22 protein-coding genes are annotated in these 21,097 nt (G+C 72.5%); 2 read left to right on the top strand and 20 right to left on the bottom strand.

Features of this window, described 5'->3' with window-relative positions:
• Positions 1-64: 64 nt before the first annotated feature.
• From BF93_RS00195 to BF93_RS00185, 3 genes are read right to left on the bottom strand one after another with little or no spacing between them, the layout of a single operon-like run.
• Complete coding sequence (locus tag BF93_RS00195) at positions 65-946, bottom strand: co-chaperone YbbN (protein ID WP_038369952.1); 882 nt, start codon at positions 944-946, stop codon at positions 65-67.
• Between the two features lie 46 nt (positions 947-992).
• Positions 993-2,084 carry a DUF8094 domain-containing protein gene (locus BF93_RS00190; RefSeq protein WP_038369951.1) on the bottom strand — a complete coding sequence of 364 codons (1,092 nt, stop codon included), beginning with the start codon at positions 2,082-2,084 and terminating at the stop codon, positions 993-995.
• Complete coding sequence (locus tag BF93_RS00185; RefSeq protein ID WP_156953999.1) at positions 2,081-2,977, bottom strand: hypothetical protein; 897 nt, start codon at positions 2,975-2,977, stop codon at positions 2,081-2,083. Before BF93_RS00185 ends, BF93_RS00190 begins: the two co-directional genes overlap by 4 nt.
• 161 nt (positions 2,978-3,138) lie before the next feature.
• Between BF93_RS00185 and nucS the strand changes: the two genes are divergently transcribed.
• Both nucS and BF93_RS00175 read left to right on the top strand, forming a co-directional pair.
• The gene (nucS, locus tag BF93_RS00180) at positions 3,139-3,849 is read left to right on the top strand and encodes an endonuclease NucS (protein ID WP_038369950.1); all 711 of its coding nucleotides are present in this window, start codon (positions 3,139-3,141) and stop codon (positions 3,847-3,849) included.
• A 49-nt stretch (positions 3,850-3,898) separates the two neighbouring features.
• Complete coding sequence (locus tag BF93_RS00175; protein WP_038369949.1) at positions 3,899-5,134, top strand: N-acetylglucosamine-6-phosphate deacetylase; 1,236 nt, start codon at positions 3,899-3,901, stop codon at positions 5,132-5,134.
• A gap of 12 nt (positions 5,135-5,146) precedes the next feature.
• Here BF93_RS00175 and BF93_RS00170 read toward each other — a convergent pair whose 3' ends face one another.
• The 17 genes from BF93_RS00170 to BF93_RS00090 form a co-directional block, all read right to left on the bottom strand.
• Entirely contained in the window at positions 5,147-5,584 is a 438-nt protein-coding gene (locus tag BF93_RS00170) for a DUF2550 family protein (RefSeq protein WP_038369948.1), read from the bottom strand.
• Between the two features lie 19 nt (positions 5,585-5,603).
• Positions 5,604-5,876, bottom strand: coding sequence for a F0F1 ATP synthase subunit epsilon (locus tag BF93_RS00165; protein ID WP_038369947.1), 273 nt, complete (start codon positions 5,874-5,876; stop codon positions 5,604-5,606).
• The gene (atpD, locus tag BF93_RS00160) at positions 5,873-7,330 is read right to left on the bottom strand and encodes a F0F1 ATP synthase subunit beta (protein WP_038369946.1); all 1,458 of its coding nucleotides are present in this window, start codon (positions 7,328-7,330) and stop codon (positions 5,873-5,875) included. The genes BF93_RS00165 and atpD overlap by 4 nt, the downstream gene beginning before the upstream one ends.
• A gap of 51 nt (positions 7,331-7,381) precedes the next feature.
• Positions 7,382-8,296, bottom strand: coding sequence for a F0F1 ATP synthase subunit gamma (locus BF93_RS00155; protein ID WP_038369945.1), 915 nt, complete (start codon positions 8,294-8,296; stop codon positions 7,382-7,384).
• Between the two features lie 71 nt (positions 8,297-8,367).
• The gene (gene atpA, locus BF93_RS00150; RefSeq protein WP_038369944.1) at positions 8,368-9,990 is read right to left on the bottom strand and encodes a F0F1 ATP synthase subunit alpha; all 1,623 of its coding nucleotides are present in this window, start codon (positions 9,988-9,990) and stop codon (positions 8,368-8,370) included.
• Positions 9,991-10,073: 83 nt separating this feature from the next.
• A complete protein-coding gene (locus BF93_RS00145) occupies positions 10,074-10,889 on the bottom strand; it encodes a F0F1 ATP synthase subunit delta (RefSeq protein ID WP_038369943.1) in 816 nt (271 codons plus the stop codon).
• A 9-nt stretch (positions 10,890-10,898) separates the two neighbouring features.
• Positions 10,899-11,438, bottom strand: coding sequence for a F0F1 ATP synthase subunit B (locus tag BF93_RS00140; protein WP_038369942.1), 540 nt, complete (start codon positions 11,436-11,438; stop codon positions 10,899-10,901).
• Between the two features lie 10 nt (positions 11,439-11,448).
• Positions 11,449-11,688 carry an ATP synthase F0 subunit C gene (gene atpE / locus BF93_RS00135; protein WP_038369940.1) on the bottom strand — a complete coding sequence of 80 codons (240 nt, stop codon included), beginning with the start codon at positions 11,686-11,688 and terminating at the stop codon, positions 11,449-11,451.
• Positions 11,689-11,766: 78 nt separating this feature from the next.
• Positions 11,767-12,486 carry a F0F1 ATP synthase subunit A gene (atpB, locus tag BF93_RS00130; RefSeq protein WP_269518761.1) on the bottom strand — a complete coding sequence of 240 codons (720 nt, stop codon included), beginning with the start codon at positions 12,484-12,486 and terminating at the stop codon, positions 11,767-11,769.
• Between the two features lie 338 nt (positions 12,487-12,824).
• Positions 12,825-13,313 carry a hypothetical protein gene (locus BF93_RS00125; protein WP_051486329.1) on the bottom strand — a complete coding sequence of 163 codons (489 nt, stop codon included), beginning with the start codon at positions 13,311-13,313 and terminating at the stop codon, positions 12,825-12,827.
• On the bottom strand, positions 13,300-14,421 hold the full coding sequence (locus BF93_RS00120) for an MraY family glycosyltransferase (RefSeq protein ID WP_038369937.1): 1,122 nt from the start codon (positions 14,419-14,421) through the stop codon (positions 13,300-13,302). Before BF93_RS00120 ends, BF93_RS00125 begins: the two co-directional genes overlap by 14 nt.
• Complete coding sequence (locus BF93_RS00115; protein WP_084148139.1) at positions 14,418-15,497, bottom strand: L-threonylcarbamoyladenylate synthase; 1,080 nt, start codon at positions 15,495-15,497, stop codon at positions 14,418-14,420. Before BF93_RS00115 ends, BF93_RS00120 begins: the two co-directional genes overlap by 4 nt.
• Before the next feature lie 5 nt (positions 15,498-15,502).
• Positions 15,503-16,375, bottom strand: coding sequence for a peptide chain release factor N(5)-glutamine methyltransferase (gene prmC / locus BF93_RS00110; RefSeq protein WP_038369935.1), 873 nt, complete (start codon positions 16,373-16,375; stop codon positions 15,503-15,505).
• Positions 16,372-17,490, bottom strand: coding sequence for a peptide chain release factor 1 (gene prfA / locus BF93_RS00105; protein WP_038369934.1), 1,119 nt, complete (start codon positions 17,488-17,490; stop codon positions 16,372-16,374). Before prfA ends, prmC begins: the two co-directional genes overlap by 4 nt.
• A gap of 96 nt (positions 17,491-17,586) precedes the next feature.
• Positions 17,587-17,799, bottom strand: a complete 213-nt coding sequence (rpmE, locus tag BF93_RS00100; protein WP_038369933.1) for a 50S ribosomal protein L31 — start codon at positions 17,797-17,799, stop codon at positions 17,587-17,589.
• Between the two features lie 133 nt (positions 17,800-17,932).
• Positions 17,933-18,973, bottom strand: a complete 1,041-nt coding sequence (locus tag BF93_RS00095; RefSeq protein WP_038369932.1) for a LacI family DNA-binding transcriptional regulator — start codon at positions 18,971-18,973, stop codon at positions 17,933-17,935.
• A gap of 19 nt (positions 18,974-18,992) precedes the next feature.
• A complete protein-coding gene (locus BF93_RS00090; protein WP_038369931.1) occupies positions 18,993-20,990 on the bottom strand; it encodes an aldo/keto reductase in 1,998 nt (665 codons plus the stop codon).
• Between the last annotated feature and the right edge of the window lie 107 nt (positions 20,991-21,097).

The raw sequence follows: 21,097 nt of genomic DNA, 5'->3' as shown, positions 1-21,097 counted from the left end.
CCGGCGGCCCCTCCGCAGGGAGGGGGCCGCCGGCCTCACGTCATCGGACCGGGGTGCGGGCCGGTCAGAACAGCAGGTTCGCCAGGCGCTTGCGGGCCGGCGGCACGCGCGGGTCCTCGGGGCCGGCGACCTCGAACAGCTCCAGCAGGCGGGACCGCACGGCGTCCTTCGTCTCCGCATCGGCCCCGCGCAGCAGCTCGAGCAGACGCCCGAAGGCGTCCTCGACATGGCCGCCGAGCATGTCCAGATCCGCCACCAGCAGCTGCGCGGGAAGGTCCGCGCGATCCGCGGCGGCCGCGGCGCGCGCGGCGTTGAGGTCGACGCCCTGGGTGCGGCGCATCAGGCTCACCGTCGCCAGTCCCGCCTTCGCCTCGGCGTCGGCGGGGCTCTGGGAGAGCTGCTCCTCGTAGGCGGCGACGGCTCCGTCGAGGTCGCCGCGCTCGATCGCGTCGTACGCCGCCTGGATCAGCGGCGCGAGCGGCTCCTCCTCCGCCTCCGGCGCCTCGCCGGCGGCGGAGACGTCCATCCCCTGCTGCTCGGCGACCTGGACGACCTGGTCGAGCAGGGGGGTGATCTCCTCGGCCGGGAGCACGGACTCGACGATCGGCTGCAGCTGCCCCTTGAGCAGCAGCAGCAGGGTGGGGAGCTGGCGCACGCGCAGGGCCTCGGCCACCCGCGGCTGCGTGTCGGCGTCGACGGTGGCCAGGCGCACCGCGCCGGACTTCGCATCCACCGCCGCGCGCAGGGCGGCGAGGAAGTCCGCGGCCTGGGGCACGCGGGAGCTGGTCACCAGCAGCAGCGTCGCGATCTGCTGGGAGTCCTGGATGAGCTGCTCGAGCCCCTGCTCGGTGACGGCGACCTCGTGCTGGGCGGGCTCGCCGACGTGGGAGCTGGGAGCGGGATCGCGCAGCGCGGCGAGATCGGGGATGCCGTACGGATCGGTCATGGATGGTCCTCTCACGGATGGTCGGTCGGGAGCATGCTGACGGGGATCAGGAGCCGGAGGCGCCCAGCAGCGCACGGCTCGCGCCGATCGGCTGGATCTGCTGGTCGGAGTCCGCCGGCGGGATGTACAGGGCCACCACCGAGCCGTACTCGCGCACGTAGCTCTCGGTGAACTCGGTGCGTCCCGCCAGGGTGGTGAAGACGTTGTCCTCGGTGTAGGAGATCGTGGCGCCCTCCTTGACCTTCACGGTCCGGGTGGACAGGAGCGTCCCCATCACCACCGCGCCGCCGTCGTCGGTGCGCAGGCCGGCGAAGTCGCCGTCCTTGACCGTGTACCTCTCGTGGATCGTGGCCGCCTGGTCGCGCTCCACGTCCTTGTTCAGGTCGGTGCGCTCGGCCTGGATCTGCGCGTGGGCCTGCGTCTGGAAGGGGTTCTCGGCGAGGACGTCCTCGGCGTCGACCCCGTCGCCCGAGGAGAGGACCGCGGCGTACAGCGACAGCGCCTCGGCGGGGGTGAGCTTCAGCCCCTCGGCGTCCGGCGCCACGGGCTCGCTGCCGACGCTGTCCGCGGGCACCTTCGGCATCTCGACGTCGACGGCCTGCTGGGCCCAGCCCCAGGTGGTGTACGGCGACTGCGCATCGGCCTGCTGGAGGGCGAGGAAGAAGGGGATCCCGGAGGGGCCCGCATCGGGCACCAGCGCCATGGCGGTGCGCGGGAACTCGGTCGCGGTCGAGGTGAGGAGCACCATCGGCTCGGCGCCGGGGTACGAGGCCAGCTGCTCGGACCAGTCCGGGAAGGCCGCGACGATCTCGTAGGTGCGGGTGCGGAACTCGACCGCCGAGCCGACCACGCGCGGCGCAAGCAGCCCGGCGTCCTTCGCCTCGTCCGCCGCGGCGACGGCGGCCGAGATCTCCGCGACCACGGGGGCCAGCTGTTCGGTGCTCGCGGCGGGCGTCGGCGAGGCGAGGGAGGGGCCCGTGGGCACCGGCGGCGGCGGGGCGACCTCGGAGCAGGCCGCCAGGACCGTACCGGTCAGCAGGGCCCCGGCCCCGGCGAGCAGGGAGCGGCGGGCCAGGACGGGGCGCAGGGACATGGGGCCTCCCGGGACCTGGAGCGGGGCGGCGGGACGCAGGCTCATGACCGCTCCTCCCCGCGATGGGTGGGACGGTGGGGCGCCCGGGGCGCGGGATCCTCCTCCGCGGCGGGCACCGGCGGGAGGGTGTCGGTGACGTCCCCGGCGGGCGGTGCGGAGTCCGGGGAGCTCACCGGCGCGTCGCGGCCGGGCACCAGCGTGGGCGCCGCCGTGGTCGTCGACGGCGCCGCCGAGGGGCCGGCGGCGGCCGCGGCGACCTCGGGCCGGGCCGGCGCATGGTCCTCGTCGCGGCGGCCGCTGCTGCGGAAGGCGAGCACGAACCAGATCAGGCCGATCACGGCCACGGTCGCCCCGCCGGCATATGCGTAGGGCACCCAGGCGTTGCTCGCCTCCACCGGCCAGGTGATGGAGATGCTCTGCGCACCGGGGGCGGTCCCGTCGGTCACCAGCAGGATCGCGCGGTACGGCTGCTCGGAGCCGGGAGCGGCCTCCTCCCGGCGGAAGGCGGCGATGTCGATGCTCGCGGGGCTCGGCGAGGTCTCGACCTGGCGCCAGAGGTCCGAGCCGGCCGGATCGCTCAGCGTGGTGCCGCCGTCGGGATTCACGACCTCGGTGGAGAGCGTCTCCCAGCTGGGGACGCCCGTGACGCGGGTGTACCGGGTCTGGGCGAGGTAGGCGGCGATGTCGTCGTTGGCCGCGGTGATCACCGAGACGTCGGAGGCGGCGGTGATCTCCACCGTGCCCTCCTCCCCGCCGACGTACAGCACGCCCGGGTCGATGACGACCGCGGGTCCGGCATCGGCGAGGTCGGCCACGGCGGTGTGCTCGGTGGAGGGCGCCCAGGTGGTCTCGCCCAGGCGGCCCAGGACGAGGCCGGCCAGGCCCAGGACCACGAGGGCCGCGGCGAGGATCTTCTGCACGGCGGAGATCTCCTTCAAGGATGGGAACCACACCACGATACGAGCGCTCCCGCACGACCGGCACGGCGACGTGAGCGTTTCCACCCGGCGGCGGCGCCGACCGGGACCCGGCCCCTCAGGGATACCGCCGTGCCAGCCTATCGTCCCGGAGCCCGCGCGGCCTGACGTACGCTGTCGGGGTGCGTCTCGTGGTAGCTCATTGCTCTGTGGATTATGCGGGCCGGTTGACGGCCCACCTCCCTCTGGCCCCGCGCCTGCTGATCGTCAAGGCCGACGGCAGCGTGCTGGTGCATTCCGACGGCGGCAGCTACAAGCCGCTGAACTGGATGAGCCCGCCGTGCACCCTCACGGTCGAGCGGAGGTCGGACGAGGAGGCCGCGGCGGACGCCGACGGCTCCCCCTGGATCGAGCAGTGGCAGGTGACCCACACCAAGACGGGCGACACCCTGCGGGTGCGCCTGCACGAGGTGCTCGAGGACTCCTCGCACGAGCTGGGCGTGGACCCCGGGCTGCAGAAGGACGGCGTCGAGGCGCATCTGCAGGCCCTGCTGGCGCAGAACATCGACCATCTCGGCGAGGGCTGGACCCTGGTGCGGCGCGAGTACGCGACCGCCATCGGCCCCGTGGACATCCTGGCGCGCGACGCCGACGGTGCGAGCGTCGCGATCGAGATCAAGCGCCGGGGCGAGATCGACGGCGTCGAGCAGCTGACCCGGTACCTCGAGCTGCTCAACCGCGATCCGCTGCTCGCGCCCGTGCGCGGGATCTTCGCGGCCCAGGCGATCAAGCCGCAGGCCCGCGTCCTGGCCGCCGACCGCGGGATCGACTGCGTGACGCTGGACTACGACGCCCTGCGCGGCATCGACGACGTCGAGTCGCGGCTCTTCTGAGCGAGCGCCCCGGCCTCACCGCTCCCCGCCCGTCCGAGGAAGGACCGCCATGACCCAGCCCGCCGAGAGCTCCCCCTCCCCCGAGTCCGTCCTCGCCGTGGACACGGCCGTCCACGGCACCGCCGTGCTCGGGGACCGCGTCCTGCCCGGAGCGCTGGTGCTGCTGCACGAGGGGCGGATCGTCTATGCCGGCCCGGCCCATGGCGCCCCCGTGCACCGCGCGGCGCAGGAGGTGCGCCACGAGGGCCTGGTCCTCCCCGGGCTGGTCGACGTCCACGACCACGGCGGCGGCGGCGTCTCCTTCCCCGACTGCGAGGATCCCGAGCGCGCCCTGGTCGCGGTGCGCGAGCACCGCCGCCACGGCACCACGTCCCTGGTCGCGTCCCTGGTCACCGCCGATGCCGACACGCTGCGCCGGAGGGTCGCCCTGCTCGCGGGCCTCCACCGCGACGGGGAGATCGCGGGGATCCACCTCGAGGGGCCGTTCATCTCCGCGGCGCGCAAGGGCGCGCAGAATCCCGCGCACATCGTGGCCGGGGACGCCGAGCTGGTGGCCGAGCTCTGCGAGATCGGCGCCGGGGCGGTCGCCACCATGACGCTGGCCCCCGAGGCCGAGGGCGCGGACGCCGTCCTCGCGGCCCTCGCCGCCGGCGGGGCGGTGCCCTCCCTCGGGCACACCGACGCCAGCAGCGAGATCATGACCCGCGGGATCGAGCAGGCCCGGCGGGCCCTGGAGGCCGCGCGCGGACGATCCGCCCTCCCCAGCGCCACCCACCTGTTCAACGGCATGCGCCCGATCCATCACCGGGATCCGGGACCGGCCCTCGCGGCGCTGGACGCCGCCGCCCGCGGCGAGCTGCTGGTCGAGGTCATCGCCGACGGCGTGCACCTGGACGCGCGGACGGTCGCGCACGTGTTCGCCATCGCCCGCCCGGGCTGCGTGCTGCTGGTCACCGACGCCATGGCAGCGGCGGGCATGGCCGACGGCGCCTATCACCTGGGCGCTCTGGACGTCACCGTCGCGGGCGGGGTCGCGACCCTCACCGAGGGCGGCAGCATCGCCGGGGGCACCGCCCACCTGATCGACGTGGTGCGCTGCGCCGTGCAGGAGGCGGGCGTGGACCTCGGCGCCGCGGTCGCGGCCGCGAGCACCACCCCGGCGCGCCTGCTCGGCGCGGAGGGGGAGATCGGGGTCCTCGCCGCCGGCGCGCGGGCCGACGTCCTGCTCGTGGACGAGGATCTCCAGGTCCAGCGGGTGCTGCGGGAGGGCGTCGACGTCCTCTGACCGCCGCCGGCCTCAGTCGGCGTCGCCGATGACCAGCCCCATCGGCGCCGACTCCAGCCAGGCGTTCAGCGCGGAGGCCGCCGAGCGGGCCATGATCACCCGCACCCGGGCGCCCTGGCGCAGGGTGAGCTCGACCAGGACGTAGTCCTCGCCGCCGGGGGTCTTCTCCCCGATCACGCTGCGCTGCTCGCCGAGGATGTCGCAGCGGCCGATCCGCCGCTCGGGGCGGATGCGCCACGAGAGGGCGCGAAACCACTGCAGCTCCTGCGAGGTGAAGCGCATGAGCCCCTGCTGCCAGCCCTCGCGGCCCCGGACGCCCCGGCGCCACAGCACGCAGTCGAACACCCCGCGCATCCGCGAGACATGCACCTGGCGGGCGACCAGGGCGAGCGTCGCCAGGACGACGAGCGCCCCGATCACCAGGGCGATGATCGGGGCGCTCGTTCGCATCGACGTGTCCGGGACCGGATCAGCTCGCGCTGCGGGCGCGGTCGGCCTGATCCACGGCGATGGTGACGACGTCGGAGTCCATGGACACGAAGCCGCCCTGGACCTCGCGCTCGGTCACCGAGCCGTCCTCCGCGATGATCCGCACGTTCCCGCGATCGAGGATCGCGAGGGTGGGCTGCATGCGCGGGAGGATGCCGAAGGAGCCGTCGACCGCAGGCACGACGACCTGCGCCGCGGTGCCGGTCCAGACGGTCCGGTCCGAGGTGACGAAGGTGACCTCGAGCGAGCTCACTGGCCGAGCTCCTTCTGGATGCGGTGCCAGTTCTCCAGGACCATGTCGATGCCGCCGACGTTGAAGAACGCCTGCTCGGCGATGTGGTCGAACTCGCCGTCCACGATCCCCTTGAAGCCCTCGATGGTGTCGCGCAGGGCGACGTCCGAGCCGTCCACACCGGTGAACTGCTTGGCCATGTGGGTGTTCTGCGAGAGGAACTGCTGGATGCGGCGGGCGCGCGCCACCGTGACCTTGTCCTCCTCGGAGAGCTCGTCCACGCCGAGCATCGCGATGATGTCCTGCAGCTCCTTGTTGCGCTGGAGGATCTGCTTCACGCGCAGGGCCGTGTCGTAGTGCTCCTGGCCCACGTAGTGCGGGTCCAGGATGCGCGAGGTGGAGGCCAGCGGGTCGATCGCCGGGTACAGGCCGCGCGAGGCGATCTCACGGGAGAGCTCGGTGGTCGCGTCCAGGTGGGCGAAGGTCGTCGCCGGGGCCGGGTCGGTGTAGTCGTCGGCCGGGACGTAGATCGCCTGCATGGAGGTGATCGAGTGGCCGCGCGTCGAGGTGATGCGCTCCTGGAGCACGCCCATCTCGTCGGCGAGGTTCGGCTGGTAGCCCACGGCCGAGGGCATGCGGCCCAGCAGCGTGGAGACCTCGGAGCCCGCCTGCGTGAAGCGGAAGATGTTGTCGATGAACAGCAGCACGTCCTGGCTCTGCACATCGCGGAAGTACTCCGCCATGGTCAGCGCCGACAGCGCCACGCGCAGACGCGTGCCCGGCGGCTCGTCCATCTGGCCGAAGACCAGGGCGGTCTTCTCGATGACGCCGGACTCGGTCATCTCCTCGATGAGGTCCCAGCCCTCACGGGTGCGCTCGCCGACGCCGGCGAACACGGAGACGCCGTCGTGGTTGTTGGCCACGCGGTAGATCATCTCCTGGATGAGCACCGTCTTGCCGACGCCCGCGCCGCCGAACAGGCCGATCTTGCCGCCCTGCACGTACGGGGTGAGGAGGTCGATCGACTTGATGCCGGTCTCGAACATCTGGGTCTTGGACTCCAGCTGGTCGAAGTTCGGCGCCTTGCGGTGGATGGGCCAGCGCTCGGTGACCTCGAGGGTCTGGCCCTCGGGGAGGTTCAGCGCGTTGCCGACGGTGTCGAAGACGGTGCCGAGGGTGACGTCGCCGACCGGCACGGAGATCGGGGCGCCGGTGTCGGTCACGGCCTGGCCGCGCACGAGCCCGTCGGTCGGCTTCAGCGCGATGGCGCGGATCATGCCGTCGCCGAGGTGCTGGGCGGTCTCGAGGGTGAGGGTGGTCGGGTCCAGGCCCGCGCCGGTCGCCTCGATGACGGTGGTCAGCGCGTTGTACATCGCGGGGATGTTCCCGGGCGGGAACTCGATGTCGACGACGGCGCCGGTCACGCGCGCGACGCGGCCGGTCGCGGTGACGGTCTCGGGGGCAGTGGTGGTCATGTGCGTTCTCTCCAAAGGGTCGGGCCGGCGCTCAGGGCGCGGGGCGAGGTCTCAGCGCTCTGCGCGTCCTGATCCGGCGAGTGCGTCGGCGCCGCCGACGATCTCCGTGATCTCCTGGGTGATCTCCGCCTGTCGGGCGGAGTTCGCCAGACGGGTGAACTTGTCGATCTGGGTCTGGGCGTTGTCCGTCGCGGTCTTCATCGCGCGCTGCCGGGAGGCGTGCTCGGAGGCGATCGACTGCATCAGCAGGTTCACGATCCGGGACTCCACGTAGCGCGGGATGAGCTCGTCCATCACCGAGGCGGCGTCGGGCGCGAACTCGTACAGCGGGAAGGTCTGCGCCTGGTCTCCGTGCCCGCCGTCGACCACTGCCATCGGCACCAGGCGGCTGACCCGGGCGACCTGCTGGAAGCGGCTGAGGAACCGGGTGCCCACGAGGTACAGCTCGTCGACGTGGACGGCCGGGTCCTCGCTGAGCAGCGCCTCGGTGAGGGTCTGCGCGATCTCGTGGCCGAGCGCGCCGAGCTCCTCCTCCTTGTAGGGCGTCCAGGCCTGCTTGGGCGGACGGTTGCGGAACCGGTAGTAGGTCTCGCCCTTGCGGCCGACGACGTACAGGTCCACCGTCTTGCCCTCGTCGCGCAGCCGGTTGGACAGCTCCTCCGCCTCCCGGATCGCGTTGGGCGAGTAGGAGCCCGCCATGCCGCGGTCGGAGGTGATCAGGAGGACGGCCGCGCGGCCGGTCTCGCTGCGGTCCTGCTCCAGGAAGGGGTGCGCGAAGTCGGTCGAGTGCGCGCCGACCGCGCCGATGGCCTGGGTGATGGCGTCGGCGTAGGGGGTGGTGGCGAGCACGCGGGCGTGCGCCTTGGCGATGCGCGTGGCCGCGATCATCTCCTGGGCCTTGAAGATCTTCTTCATGCCCTGGGCGGAACGGATCCGCTTCTTGTACTCCCTCTGCTGGGCTCCCATGTCTCTCCTCGTACGGGGCGATGAACCGGCGTCCGCCGTGCCCGCCCGAAGGGGCGGGCACGGTGTTCGGATCAGCCGCGGACGATGCTCTCCTGGTCGATGTCCTCGTCGCCGAGGCGACCGTGCACGTCGGTGACCGGCTCCTTGCCCCGACCGGCGAGGAAGTCCTTCTTCGCATCGGCCAGCAGGCGGGTGAGCTCCTCCTCGGTGGAGGACTCGAACTTGCCCGAGGTGCGGATGGCCTCGAGGACCCCGCCGGTGTGGCGCAGGTACTCGAGCAGGTGCGTCTCGAAGTCGCGGACGTCCTCGACGTCGATGTCGTCGAACTTGCCGGTGGTGCCGGCCCAGATCGAGACGACCTCCTCCTCCATCGGGAACGGCGAGCTCTGGTTCTGCTTGAGCAGCTCCATGAGGCGGGCGCCGCGGTTCAGCTGCTGCTTCGAGGCGGCATCCAGGTCCGAGGCGAACATCGCGAAGGCCTCGAGGTCGCGGTACTGCGCGAGCGAGATCTTCAGCGTGCCCGAGACGGACTTCATGGCCTTCGTCTGGGCGGAGCCGCCCACGCGGGACACGGAGATGCCGACGTCCACGGCCGGACGCTGGTTCGCGTTGAACAGGTCCGACTGCAGGAAGCACTGGCCGTCGGTGATGGAGATGACGTTGGTCGGGATGTAGGCCGAGACGTCGTTGGCCTTGGTCTCGATGATCGGCAGGCCGGTCATCGAGCCGCCGCCCATCTCGTCGGACAGCTTCGCGCAGCGCTCCAGCAGACGGGAGTGCAGGTAGAAGACGTCGCCGGGGTAGGCCTCGCGGCCCGGCGGGCGGCGCAGCAGCAGCGACACGGCGCGGTACGCCTCGGCCTGCTTGGACAGGTCGTCGAAGACGATGAGGACGTGCTTGCCCTCGTACATCCAGTGCTGGCCGATGGCCGAGCCCGCGTAGGGGGCGATGTACTTGAAGCCCGCCGGGTCGGAGGCCGGGGCCGCGACGATGGTGGTGTACTCCAGGGCGCCGGCCGCCTCGAGGGTCGAGCGCACCGAGGCGATGGTCGAGCCCTTCTGGCCGACTGCGACGTAGATGCAGCGCACCTGCTTGCTCGGGTCGCCGGACTCCCAGTTCGCCTTCTGGTTCAGGATGGCGTCCATGGCGATGGCGGTCTTGCCGGTCTGGCGGTCGCCGATGATCAGCTGGCGCTGGCCGCGGCCGATGGGCGTCATGGCGTCGATGGCCTTGATGCCGGTGGCCAGGGGCTCCTTGACGCTCTTGCGCTGCATGACGCCGGGCGCCTGCAGCTCGAGGGCGCGGCGGCCGGTGGACTCGATGGTGCCGAGGCCGTCGATGGGCGCGCCGGTCGGGTCGACCACGCGGCCGAGGAAGGCGTCGCCGACGGGGACGGAGAGGACCTCGCCGGTGCGGCGGACCTCCTGGCCCTCCTCGATGCCGGCGAACTCGCCGAGCACGACCACGCCGATCTCGCGCAGGTCGAGGTTCAGCGCGAGGCCGAGGACGCCGTTCTCGAAACGGACGAGCTCGTTGGCCATGACGTTGGGCAGGCCCTCGACGCGGGCGATGCCGTCGGCCGACTCGGTGACGCGGCCGATCTCCTCGCGGTCGGTGGAGCCTGCCTGGTAGGTGGACACGGCGGTGTCCAGAGCATGCCGGATGTCCTCCGGGCGGATCGTGAGCTCAGCCATCGCGGTGCTTCGCTTCCTCTCGGTCATCCCGTCGCTGCGGGAGTTCTGGGTCGTGTGGTTCGAGGGTGCCTGGGCGGGAGCCGTCAGGACACCAGGTGTGCGCGGGCCTGGGCCAGGCGCGCGAGGACGGTCGCGTCGTACAGGTCGTCGCCCACGTGGACGCGCAGACCACCGACGACGTCCGCGGAGACCTCGAGGTTCATCTGCACCTCCCGGCCGTAGCTGCGGGCCAGGATCGCCCCGAGACGGGAGACCTGCTGCTCGCTGAGCGGGCGGGAGCTCTCGACGACCGCCATGAGGCGGCTGCGCCGCTCGGAGGCGAACTCGGCGAACTCGCGGACGCGGCGGGCGGGCTTGAGCTCGCTGCGGCGGGACACGGCCCGGCGGGCCAGCGCCACGGCCAGACGGTGCGCCCGGCCCTCGAGCAGCCGCGAGACGAGCCCGCCGCGGGCGGCCGGCTCCCCGCGGGAGTCGTCGAAGGCCGAGGACAGCTCGGGGCTGTCGTCGATGAGGCGGGAGACCTGGAAGAGCTCCTCCTCGACCTGGCCCAGCACGTTCTCCCGGTCGGCCTGGTCCAGCAGGGCGAGCACGCCCAGCTGCTCCAGCGCGTCGAGGATGTCCTCCTGCTCGGACCAGCGACGGCGCACGACCTCGAGGGTGAGACCGAGGGCTGCCTCGCCGACCTTGCCGGCCAGGAGGGTGCGCACCGCCGTCTCCTTCACCTCGGCGTCGCGACCGGAGTCGCTCAGCAGACGCACGAGCTGATTGCTGGAGTCGATCGCATCGGCGATCGCGAACAGTTCGTCGGCGGTGCTCTCCAGCGAGAGCCCGTCAGCCCGGAAGGCGGACTGGGCCTGCTGGACGACCTCGGCGAACGAGGTGGAGGAGATTCCTCGCATCACTGGTCCTTATCGGGTGGCGGGCTGGCTCGACTCGAGGTCGTCCAGGAACCTGTCGATCACACGGCGGGAGCGCTCGTCGTCGGCGAGGGACTCCCCGACGATCTTCGAGGCGAGATCGCTCGCGAGCGATCCGACCTCGCTGTGCAGCTGGGCGGAAGCGGTCTGGCGCTCGGCGCTCAGCTGCTGACGCCCGGTGGCGAGAACACGCTCGGCCTCGGCCTCGGCATGCGCCTTGGCCTCCTCGACGATGCGGGCACCGTCCTGGCGAGCCTTCTCGCGGATGGCAGCGGCCTCCTGGCGCGCTGCGGCGAGCTCCTGCTCCTGGGTGGACTTCAGCTCGTCGACCTGCTGCTGGACCTCCTCGGCCTTCTTCAGCCCGCCCTCGATCTTCTCCGCGCGCTCGTCGAGCACCGCGTTCAGACGGGGAAGGATGAACTTCATGAAGACCAGCGCGAAGATCAGGACGAAGATGAGCGTCCAGATGATCTCGGAGGGGGCAGGGATGAGCAGCCGGGTACCGGAGACTTCTCCTTCGGCGAAGATCATCAGGGGAGCCTCAGGCCGTTCCGCCGAAGATGAGGCCGGTGACGATGGCCAGCAGGGTCAGGATCTCGGTGAAGGCGATACCGATGAACATGGTCGTCTGCAGCTGGCTGCGCAGCTCGGGCTGGCGAGCGGTCGCCTCGGCGGTCTTGCCGACGATGATGCCGATGCCGATGCCGGGGCCGATCGCGGCGATGCCGTAGCCGATGGATGCGACGTTGCCGGAGAGCTCCGAGAGAATCATCGGGTCCACAGGGTTTCCTTTCGTTGTGCCGCCCGGACGGGCGACGGACAGGGGTCGTGCGAGGGGACGGTCAGTGCGGGGGCAGGCTCAGTGCTCCTGCGAGGTGGCCATCTGGATGTACACCGCGGAGAGCATCGTGAAGATGAAGGCCTGCAGAGCGGCGACGAAGATCTCGAAGCCGTAGATGCCGATCGCCAGGGCGCCGGTGAAGGGGGCGCCGACGAGGAGGATGCTGCCCGAGAACAGCAGACCCTGCGTGAGGCCGATGAACACCACGAGCATGATGTGGCCGGCGACCATGTTCGCCAGGAGTCGGATCGTGAGCGAGGCCCAGCGGATCAGGACCACCTGGAGGAACTCGATCGGCACCAGCAGCAGGTAGATCGGCTTCGGCACGCCGGGGGGCATCGTCTCGTGCTTGAGGTAGCCGGCGACGCCGTGCACCTTGACGCCGGAGACGACGTAGGTGACGAAGGTCCACAGGGCCAGCACCAGCGGCACGCCGATCACGGAGGTCCCGGCGAGGTTCAGCCCGGGGATCACGCCGGCGATGTTCATCGTGAGGATGAGGAAGAACAGCGTGGTGAGCATCGGGGCGAACCGCTTGCCCTCCCGCAGGCCGAGCGTGTTCTGGATGATCGTGTTGTTCACGAAGTCCAGGAGGAGCTCGACGATGCTCTGGGAGCGGCCCGGCACGAGCTTGGCGCGGGAGGCGATGATGCTCAGCACGAGCAGCACGACCACGATCATGATGAGGCGGACGAGCTGGACCCGGTTGAACTCGAAGGGGGTGCCCGCGAAGAGGATGGCGTCCGGGAAGAACTCCGCCAGCGACGGGATGTGGAAGAGCTCGTCGCCCTCCGCGTAGAGGGCCGGAGTGAGGTCTGCGGTGTTCAGCTCGATCTCCCAGGTCGTCGGTCCCGCGCGGCAGCGCGGGAACGGCTGTCATTGAATGTCCGGCACCGGTGTCGGAGACGGCCGGAGCGAAGCTCCTCGCGCGCCGCGACGGATCACCCAGCACCGACGATCCAGCTCTGCGGGAGAGGGCCGTCCATGGCGCGCAGGACGCGCCGATGATGAGTTTTCAGGGGGTTCCGTGCGGCCTCAGGGGCCTCACAGCGCACGGCCTCGAGCATAACAGAATGTCACTGCCCGACCGACGGCGGTTCGACCTCCAGACGGGGCCGACGGGCCAGCAGGGCGAGGGCCTCGGTCACGGCGGCGGCCACGGCGCCCGCGAGCAGCGCGATGCCGATCCAGGGACGGGAGATCCCGTCGACGTCCTGGAGCAGCAGCAGGACGATGACCAGCACGAACATCTTCACCAGCCAGGCCCCCACGAGCACCGCGGCGCTCATCATCGGGTCCCGGTCCCGGGTGATCCGCGCGGAGAGCAGTGTGGGCACTGTCACGACCAGCGCGAGCCCCGTCCCGACCAGCGCCCCGCGCAGCGCCGGGCCGTCCAGGAGCGTCGCCGCCAGCACGATCAGCACCGCGTCGATCACCGCGCCGACGACGATCGCCAGCAGCAGCGCCCGGTGGAGGTGGTGCTGGTTCTCGCGGCGGATCCCGGCGGCGCCGGCGGCCGGCTCCGCGCCCTCGGCGGGAGTGGGGAGGTCGTCAGTGCTGGGCATCGGCGGGCTCCTTCCGGGAGCGCTTGAGGAGACGGGTGACGGGGTCGATCGTGAGGACCAGCGCGAAGACCACGCCGATCACCCAGAAGATGACGGAGGCGCGCAGGTCCAGGAAGACCGGCAGCAGCAGGCCGACGCACACCACGACCGTCCACGTGTACATGATGAGCACGGCGCCGCGCTTGGAGTGGCCGAGCGCCAGCAGACGGTGGTGGAGGTGGAGGGCGTCGGCGTGGAAGGGGGACTTCCCCGAGCCGATGCGCCGCACCACGGCGAGGGCGAAGTCGAGGAAGGGCACGAACATCACGCCGATCGGCAGCAGGATCGGCAGGAACTGGCCGAAGACGTCGGCCGCGGAGAGCTGGGCGGGGTCGACCTGCCCGGTGACGGTGATGGTGCTGGCCGCCAGCAGCAGGCCCAGCAGCATCGAGCCGGAGTCCCCCATGAAGATCCGCGCCCGGTCGAGGTTGTGCGGGAGGAACCCCAGGCAGGCGCCGATGAGGATCGCCGTGAGCAGGGCGGCCAGCGAGGAGAAGTCCGTCGCGCTCGCCCCGCGGGTGAGCAGGTAGGCGTAGATGAAGAAGGCGCCGCCGCCGATGGCCATCACGCCGGCCGCGAGCCCGTCCAGCCCGTCCACGAAGTTCACCGCGTTCATGCTCACCACCACCACCAGCACGGTGAGGATGAGAGCGCCGCGCGGCGACAGCAGCATCACGCCGTTGATCGGCAGCGAGACCAGCTGCACGCCCTGCCAGGCCAGCAGGAAGGCGGCGAGCACCTGGCCGGCGAGCTTGGTGACCCAGTCCAGGTCCCATTTGTCGTCCGCCGCGCCGAGCAGGCACACCACCACCGCGGCGGTGAGGATCGCCCAGGGCTGGCCGTTGTCGAACAGCCTCTCCAGGAAGGGCACCCGGCTGGCGACGAGCATCGCGGCGATGACGCCGAGCAGCATCGCCACGCCGCCCAGCCGCGGCGTGACCACGTCGTGCATGTCCCGGGCGCGGACGGCGGTCATCGCCCCGGCGCGCCGGGCCAGCAGCCTCACCGCGGGAGTGGTGAGGAAGGTCACTGCCGCGGCGAGCAGCAGGATGAAGAGGTAGACCCTCACCCGGCCGTGGCCCCGGCGGCGCCACGGGCGTCGTCGGCAGCCGACTCACGGGGCAGGTCCAGCGCCCCGGCGGCGGCCGGCCCGGCACCTGCCGGGGAGTCGACCTCGCCCTCGTCCGAGGTCGCGGCGTCTTCCTGCAGCGCGGGCCCGTCCGGTCCGGCCAGGGCGCCGGAGGCGGCGGCCTGCGCCGGGTCCGCGGCATCGGCAGCATCGGCCTCGGCCTCGGCCTCGGCGGCATCGACATCGGCGGGAGCGGCGTCGGACCCCGGCGCCGGGGCGGGGTCCTCGGAGTCCAGGGCCAGGGCCGGAGCGGCGCCGGCCGGGCTCTCGCCCTCGGGCGCCGTCTCCCCCGATGCGTCGTCGGAGGAGTCGCTCGCCGCGGTGTCCGCGGCCTCGGCCTCCGCCGCCGCGTCCTCCTCCTCGGCGGGCGGCTCGGGGGCGGTGAAGATGTCCCCGACCTTCGCGACGATCTCGTCCCGGCCCAGCGCGCCCTGGCGGACGATCTCGGCCGGCGTGACCGTGGTGTCGATGATGGTGGACGCCTCGCCGATCCGCGCGGGTCCTCCGTCGAGGTAGACGTCGACGGCGTCGCCCAGCTGGGTGGCGGCGTCCAGCACCGTCAGCGCGGCGCTCTTCCCGCTGCGGTTCGCGCTCGAGACGGCCAGCGGCCCGGTCGCGCGCAGCAGCTCGAGGGCGACCTCGTCATCGGGCATGCGCAGGGCGACGGTGCCGCGGGTCTCCCCCAGGTCCCAGGTCAGCGACGGCTGGGCGTTCAGGATGAGGGTGAGCGGCCCGGGCCAGAAGGCATCGGCCAGGTCCTCGACGTAGTCCGGGACGTCCACGGCCAGCGCGAGCAGCACGGCCGGGTCGCCGATGAGCACGGGCGGCGGCATGTCGCGGCCGCGCCCCTTGGCGTCCAGCAGCGCCTGCACGGCCTCGGGGGTGAAGGCATCGGCGCCGATGCCGTACACGGTGTCGGTCGGCAGCACGATCAGCCTGCCGTCGCGGACGGCGGCGACAGCGGCCTCGATCGCCTCGGGGCGGCTGTCCTCATTCTGGGTGTCATGAACGCTCACGGGGGTCAGTCTCTCACTTCCGCCTGACGGCGCACCGCGACGAGGAACCGGTCCCGGCCGGTGAGATCGACGCGGGTGCGCACCTGCTCGAACGCCCCGGTCTCCTGCGCGATCGCGCAGGTCGCCGGGCCCTGGACATCGGCGTGCTCCATCACCAGCAGCCCGCCGGGCCGCAGGAGCCGCGCCGCACGGACGATGATCGCCCGTGGGATCTGAAGACCGTCCTCGCCGCCGCCGTAGAGCGCCGCCTCCGGGTCGTGGGCGAGCACCTCGGGGTCCCGGGGGACCTGGCCGGCGGGGATGTACGGCGGGTTGGACAGCACGGCGTCGACGCCGGGCTCGATCGGGACCTCGCGCACATCGCCCTGCAGCACCGTGCCGCGGTCCCCGCCGGCGGCGGCGATGTTCCGGGCGGCGAGGCGCGCGGCGGCCGGATCCCGTTCGACCGCGAGCACGCGCACGCCGGGCATCTCGTCCAGCACGGCGGCGGCGATCGCCCCGCTGCCGGTGCACAGGTCCAGCACCTGGGCCACGTGCTCGGTGCGGGCGTGCTCGAGGAGGACGTCGAGGGCCACCTCGGTCTCGGGACGGGGGATGAACACCCCGGCGGCCACCTCGAGCTGGAGCCGGCGGAACGGGGCGCTGCCGAGGATGAGCTGCAGCGGCTCGCGCGCCTCCCGGCGGCGGGTGAGCTCCTCGAGATGCGCGTCGAAGCCGTCCGGCAGCGCGTCGAGCAGGACCAGGTGGGCGGGCTCGCCGGCGGCGCGGGCGATGAGGGCGCGGGCATCGACGGTGGGGCTGGGCACCCCTGCGGCCGCGAGGCGGCCGGAGACCTCGCCGAGGGCCGTGCGCAGCCGCGCCGGGACGGGCAGGCTCATCGGGCGTCCTCCGCGCCGGCGACCAGCCGCGCCTCCCGCTCGGCGCGGCGGGAGGAGTCGATGACCGCGTCCAGGTCCCCGGCGAGGACCTGGTCGAGGTTGTTGGCCTTGTACCCCGTGCGGTGGTCGGTCACCCGCGACTCGGGGAAGTTGTAGGTGCGGATCCGCTCGGAGCGGTCCACGGTGCGCACCTGGGAGCGGCGGACCTGGGAGGCCTCGGCGTCCTGGGCGGCATGATGGGCGTCCAGCAGGCGAGAGCGCAGGATGCGCAGGGCCTGCTCGCGGTTCTGGAGCTGGCTCTTCTCGTTCTGGCAGGAGACGACGATCCCCGTCGGCAGGTGGGTGATGCGCACCGCCGAGTCGGTCGTGTTCACGCTCTGCCCGCCGGGCCCGGAGGAGCGGAAGACGTCCACGCGCAGGTTCGCGGGGGCGAGGGCGTCGGCCAGCAGCTCGGCCTCGTCGGTCTCGTCGGCCTCGGGCAGGACGAGCACGCCCACGGCGGAGGTGTGGATGCGCCCGGCCGATTCCGTCACCGGGACGCGCTGGACGCGGTGCACGCCGGCCTCGTGCTTGAGGTGGGCCCACACGCCGTCGGCCGGGGTCCCCGCGCCGCGCGAGCGGATCGAGATCGTGGCCGCCTTGATCCCGCCGAGGTCGGAGTCGGCCAGGTCCAGCACCTCCAGGAGCCATCCGCGCGCGGCGGCGTACTGGCGGTACATGCGCAGCATCTCCGCGGCGAACAGGGCGGATTCCTCGCCGCCGGCGCCGGCCTTGATCTCGAGGATCACGTCGCGGCCGTCGTCGGGGTCGCGCGGGGCCAGCAGCTCCTCGAGCTCCTCGGACAGCCGTGCGGCGCGGGCCTCGAGCTGATCGGCCTCGGCGGCGAAGTCGGGGTCCTCGAGGGCGAGCTCGCGGGCGGTGGCGAGGTCGGCCTGCACCGCCGCGATCTCGTCGCTGCGGGAGATGATCGCCTCCAGCTCGGCGTAGCGGCGGCCCACCCGCCGGGCGCGCCCGGCGTCCTCGTGCAGCGACGGGTCCGCCATCTCCTGCTGCAGGCGGCGGTGCTCCTCGCGCAGCGCCGGCAGGCCGGCCGGCGACGTCGGCCGATCGGCCATCTGACCTCCTGGAGGCTCCCGCCCCGCCGCGGCGACCGGGAGCGGGGACGACGACGCCGACGGCCCCGAGGGGACCGCCGGCGTCGATCGGATGTCTTAGTCGGACTTCTTGCCGTAGCGCGCCTGGAAGCGGGCCACGCGGCCGCCGGTGTCCAGGATCTTCTGCTTGCCCGTGTAGAACGGGTGGCACGCGGAGCACACCTCGGTGCTGATCGCACCGTCGGTCTTGGTGCTGCGGGTCGTGAACGTGTTGCCGCAGGTGCAGGTCACGTCGGTCACGACGTACGCGGGGTGGATCTCGGCCTTCATCTCGTCTCCTTCTCACGGGTCGCTGGGTCGACGCCCGGCGGGCGCCGTGAACCAGAACCGTCGTTCAGTGTGCCACGAGCGCGGCCGCCGCGGGAACGCCGACGGCACGGGGGTGACGAAGATCCTTCCCCGCTCAGGCGGACTCCCGCACCACCAGGCGATAGGCGTGACGGCGCAGGGTGGCCGTGCCGTCGGGACCGCCGTCGGAGGGGATGGCGTGCTCGTAGATCCCGATCGCGAGATCGACCGCATGGCGGGCGATCTCGTGGGCGTCGGAGGCCAGGCTCGTGAGGGTCGGCGTGACGAGCTCGCCGAGCGCCAGGCCGTCGACGCCGATGACGCGGACCTGCTCCGGGACGCGCACGCCGCGCCGTCGGAGGCCGCGCAGCAGCTCGATGGCGAGGCGGTCGTTGAAGGCGACGATCGCATCGGCGCCCCTGCCGTCCTCCCCCGCCGCCAGCAGGCGCTCCAGGGCCGCCTCCCGGGCGGCGTCCGCCTCGGCCCCGCGCAGGCGGTCGTCGAGCACCTCGAGCGGGACCTGCCCGGCGGCGGCGAGCGGGGCCAGCGCCGCCCGCAGGAGCACGGCGCGCTGGGAGGGACCGTGCGCGCTCGCGTCCAGCACGGCCGGGCGCGATGCCCCGACGCCCCGCAGATGCTCGCGGAGATCGGTCAGCGCGGGCTCGTAGTCCAGGACCACCCGACCGCATCGGGGATCGGCGTCCTCCGGGGCATCCAGCAGGACCACCGGCACGGCGGCGTTCCCCGGCGCGTGCTCCCCCATCGGCGAATATCCGATGAGGGCGTCCACCCGCTCCCCCAGGTACGGGACCGGACCGGCGGTGACCCGGGACTCCGCGAAGAGGACGGACCAGCCGGCGCGATCCGCTTCTCGGATCATCGCGGTCGCGAGCTCGGAGAAGAAGGCGTTGGTGAGGTCCGAGACGATCAGCCCGATCACCGGGGTCTCCGACCGCACGAGGGCGCGGCCGGAGCGGGAGGGGCGGTAGGCCAGCGCCTGCGCCGCCGCGAGCACGCGCTCCCGGGTGGTCGGGCTGATCCCCGGCATGTCGTTCAGGGCCCGGGTGACGGTCTGGCGGGACACCCCGGCGCGTTCGGCGACGTCGACGATGGTGGCCCGCCGGGCCGGGCGGGGCCCGGCGGGCACACGGTTCATCGGATCACCATAGCCGTGCTCAGCGTGCGTCGCTGCGCAGATCCAGCCAGGCGATCTCCTGCGCGCTGAGCTCGACCGACAGGCCCAGCGTGGAGGAGCGCATCTCGGAGATGCTGCGCGGGCCGAACAGCGGGAACGTCGGGAACGGCTGGGCCAGCACGAAGGCGAGCGCGATCGCCGTGGCCGGGACCCCGCGCTCGGCGCCCAGCTGCTCCGCGCGCGCCAGGCGCTCGAAGTTGTCGTCGCTGTAGTAGCAGCGCACCAGCTCGGCGTCGGATCGGTCCTCGGGACGCGCACGGCCGGTGAAGAAGCCGCGCGCCTGGGAGGACCACGGCAGCAGGGCGACGCCCCGCTCGGTCAGCCAGGCCTTGGACTCGGGATCGGTCGCGTGCTCGCAGCCGGCCCACGGCACGTCCAGCGCCTGCGCCAGCCCGAAGTGGTTGGACAGGATGGTGAAGCCCTGCTTGCCGTGCGCCGCCGCGTAGGCGTTGGCCTCGTCGAAGCGGGCCGGCGTCCAGTTCGAGCCGCCGAAGGCGCGGATGCGCCCGGCGCGGTAGTGCTCGTCCAGCACGTCGACGAACTCCCCGACCGGCACGTCGAGGTTGTCGCGGTGCATCATGTAGAGGTCCGCGTAGTCGGTGCCCTGGCGCTCGAGGGACTCCTCGAGCTGACGGGTGATCGACTCCGGATCGCAATGCGGCGTGTGGGCGCCCTTGGTGATGACCACGACGTCCTCGCGCACGCCGCGGTTGTTCACCCACTGCCCCAGCAGCTTCTCGCAGTAGCCGCCGCCGTAGATGTAGGCGGTGTCGAAGGTGGTGCCGCCGATCTCGAAGAAGGCGTCGAACATCGCCGAGGCGTGGGAGAGGTTCATCTGGTTGTCGCAGCCCATGACCAGGCGCGAGACCTTCTTGTCGATCCCGGGGATCCGGCCGTAGGTCATCTGGGTCCCGGCCTGCAGCGGCCGGCCCGTGAGCGTGGGGATGTCGGCGTCGTCGCGCTCGAAGGGGTACCGCAGGCCGATCTGCTCGCGCCAGGCGTCCAGCGCCCGCGCCTGGCCCAGGGATCCGGCGTAGGGCAGCTCGGGGACCTCGGTGCCGGCCTGCGCGGCCGCGGCCAGGGCGTCCGCCTCCAGGGCGTAGGAGAAGGACGGCTCGATCTCGATCCGCCGGGGCTCCTCGCCCACCACGTCGAGCTCGATGACCTGGCTCTCGCCCAGGGCCCACGGATCGGACAGGCGGATCACGCCGCGCGCGCCGGTGATGGTGGCCGACTGCGGGTCCGCCAGGCGCACGCCGGTGCGCAGGCTCGCGGTGATCCCGCCGGGGAGGCGGAGCTCGGCGGTGGCCCACTCGTCCACGCCGGTCTCGCCGATCGTGCCGCGCCCGACGAGCTCGGTGGGCTCGGCGAAGGGGGCTCCGGCCGCCGCGCCCGCGACGAAGCGGGCCAGCGACAGCGGGTAGCAGCCAACGTCCAGGATGCCGCCGCCGGCGGTGTCCACCTCGAACAGGCGGCCGCTGCGGCCCTTGGTGTCGAAGGAGAAGGAGGCGTCCACGTGGGCGATCTCGCCGATGGCGCCCTCGGCGACGAGCTCGAGGACCTTCACCGTCTGCGGGTGGAAGCGGTACATGTAGGCCTCGAGCAGCACCTTCCCGCTGCGCTCGGCGAGGTCCAGCAGCGCCATGGTGGTGCCGGAGTTCGGGGTCAGCGGCTTCTCGACCAGGACGTGCTTGCCGGCCTCGAGGGCCGCGGCGGCCAGGCGCGCGTGCCCGGTGTGGACGGTCGAGATGTAGACGGCGTCGACCTCGGCGGAGGCGAGCACCTCCTCGTAGGTGCCGACGATCGCGGCGCCCTGGAGGGGGAACTCCTCGGCGAAGGCCGCGGCGCGCTCGGGCGAGGAGCTGCCGACGCCGACGAGGGCGCCGGCGCGGGACTGCGGGAGCTGCGTGGCGAAGCGACGGGCGATGGAGCCGGGGCCGAGGACGGCCCAGCGGAACGAAGCGGGGGCGGAGCTCATGGAGACGTGTCGTCCTTCATGGGTGTCTGGGGGTGGTCTGCAGATCGCGGACGCCAGCCCCTCCTCGGGCCGTGAACGTTCACGATCGCATCACGCTATCGCCCCGC

Source organism: Brachybacterium phenoliresistens, from assembly GCF_000576425.1.
GTDB classification, from domain to species: Bacteria; Actinomycetota; Actinomycetes; order Actinomycetales; family Dermabacteraceae; genus Brachybacterium; species Brachybacterium phenoliresistens.
Note: the sequence above shows the minus strand (reverse complement) of the source record. Positions and strands in the feature narration are given on the sequence as shown.

What these genes read in the sequence shown, in the direction of transcription:
- BF93_RS00140 (WP_038369942.1), bottom strand. Translation starts at nt 11,438, where the DNA reads ATGATCTTCGCCGAAGGAGAAGTCTCCGGTACCCGGCTGCTCATCCCT.
- BF93_RS00175 (WP_038369949.1), top strand. Translation starts at nt 3,899, where the DNA reads ATGACCCAGCCCGCCGAGAGCTCCCCCTCCCCCGAGTCCGTCCTCGCC.
- BF93_RS00090 (WP_038369931.1), bottom strand. Translation starts at nt 20,990, where the DNA reads ATGAGCTCCGCCCCCGCTTCGTTCCGCTGGGCCGTCCTCGGCCCCGGC.
- BF93_RS00195 (WP_038369952.1), bottom strand. Translation starts at nt 946, where the DNA reads ATGACCGATCCGTACGGCATCCCCGATCTCGCCGCGCTGCGCGATCCC.
- BF93_RS00095 (WP_038369932.1), bottom strand. Translation starts at nt 18,973, where the DNA reads ATGAACCGTGTGCCCGCCGGGCCCCGCCCGGCCCGGCGGGCCACCATC.
- BF93_RS00145 (WP_038369943.1), bottom strand. Translation starts at nt 10,889, where the DNA reads ATGCGAGGAATCTCCTCCACCTCGTTCGCCGAGGTCGTCCAGCAGGCC.
- BF93_RS00125 (WP_051486329.1), bottom strand. Translation starts at nt 13,313, where the DNA reads ATGCCCAGCACTGACGACCTCCCCACTCCCGCCGAGGGCGCGGAGCCG.
- atpD (WP_038369946.1), bottom strand. Translation starts at nt 7,330, where the DNA reads ATGACCACCACTGCCCCCGAGACCGTCACCGCGACCGGCCGCGTCGCG.
- BF93_RS00155 (WP_038369945.1), bottom strand. Translation starts at nt 8,296, where the DNA reads ATGGGAGCCCAGCAGAGGGAGTACAAGAAGCGGATCCGTTCCGCCCAG.
- atpA (WP_038369944.1), bottom strand. Translation starts at nt 9,990, where the DNA reads ATGGCTGAGCTCACGATCCGCCCGGAGGACATCCGGCATGCTCTGGAC.
- BF93_RS00170 (WP_038369948.1), bottom strand. Translation starts at nt 5,584, where the DNA reads ATGCGAACGAGCGCCCCGATCATCGCCCTGGTGATCGGGGCGCTCGTC.
- prmC (WP_038369935.1), bottom strand. Translation starts at nt 16,375, where the DNA reads ATGAGCCTGCCCGTCCCGGCGCGGCTGCGCACGGCCCTCGGCGAGGTC.
- BF93_RS00190 (WP_038369951.1), bottom strand. Translation starts at nt 2,084, where the DNA reads ATGAGCCTGCGTCCCGCCGCCCCGCTCCAGGTCCCGGGAGGCCCCATG.
- rpmE (WP_038369933.1), bottom strand. Translation starts at nt 17,799, where the DNA reads ATGAAGGCCGAGATCCACCCCGCGTACGTCGTGACCGACGTGACCTGC.
- prfA (WP_038369934.1), bottom strand. Translation starts at nt 17,490, where the DNA reads ATGGCCGATCGGCCGACGTCGCCGGCCGGCCTGCCGGCGCTGCGCGAG.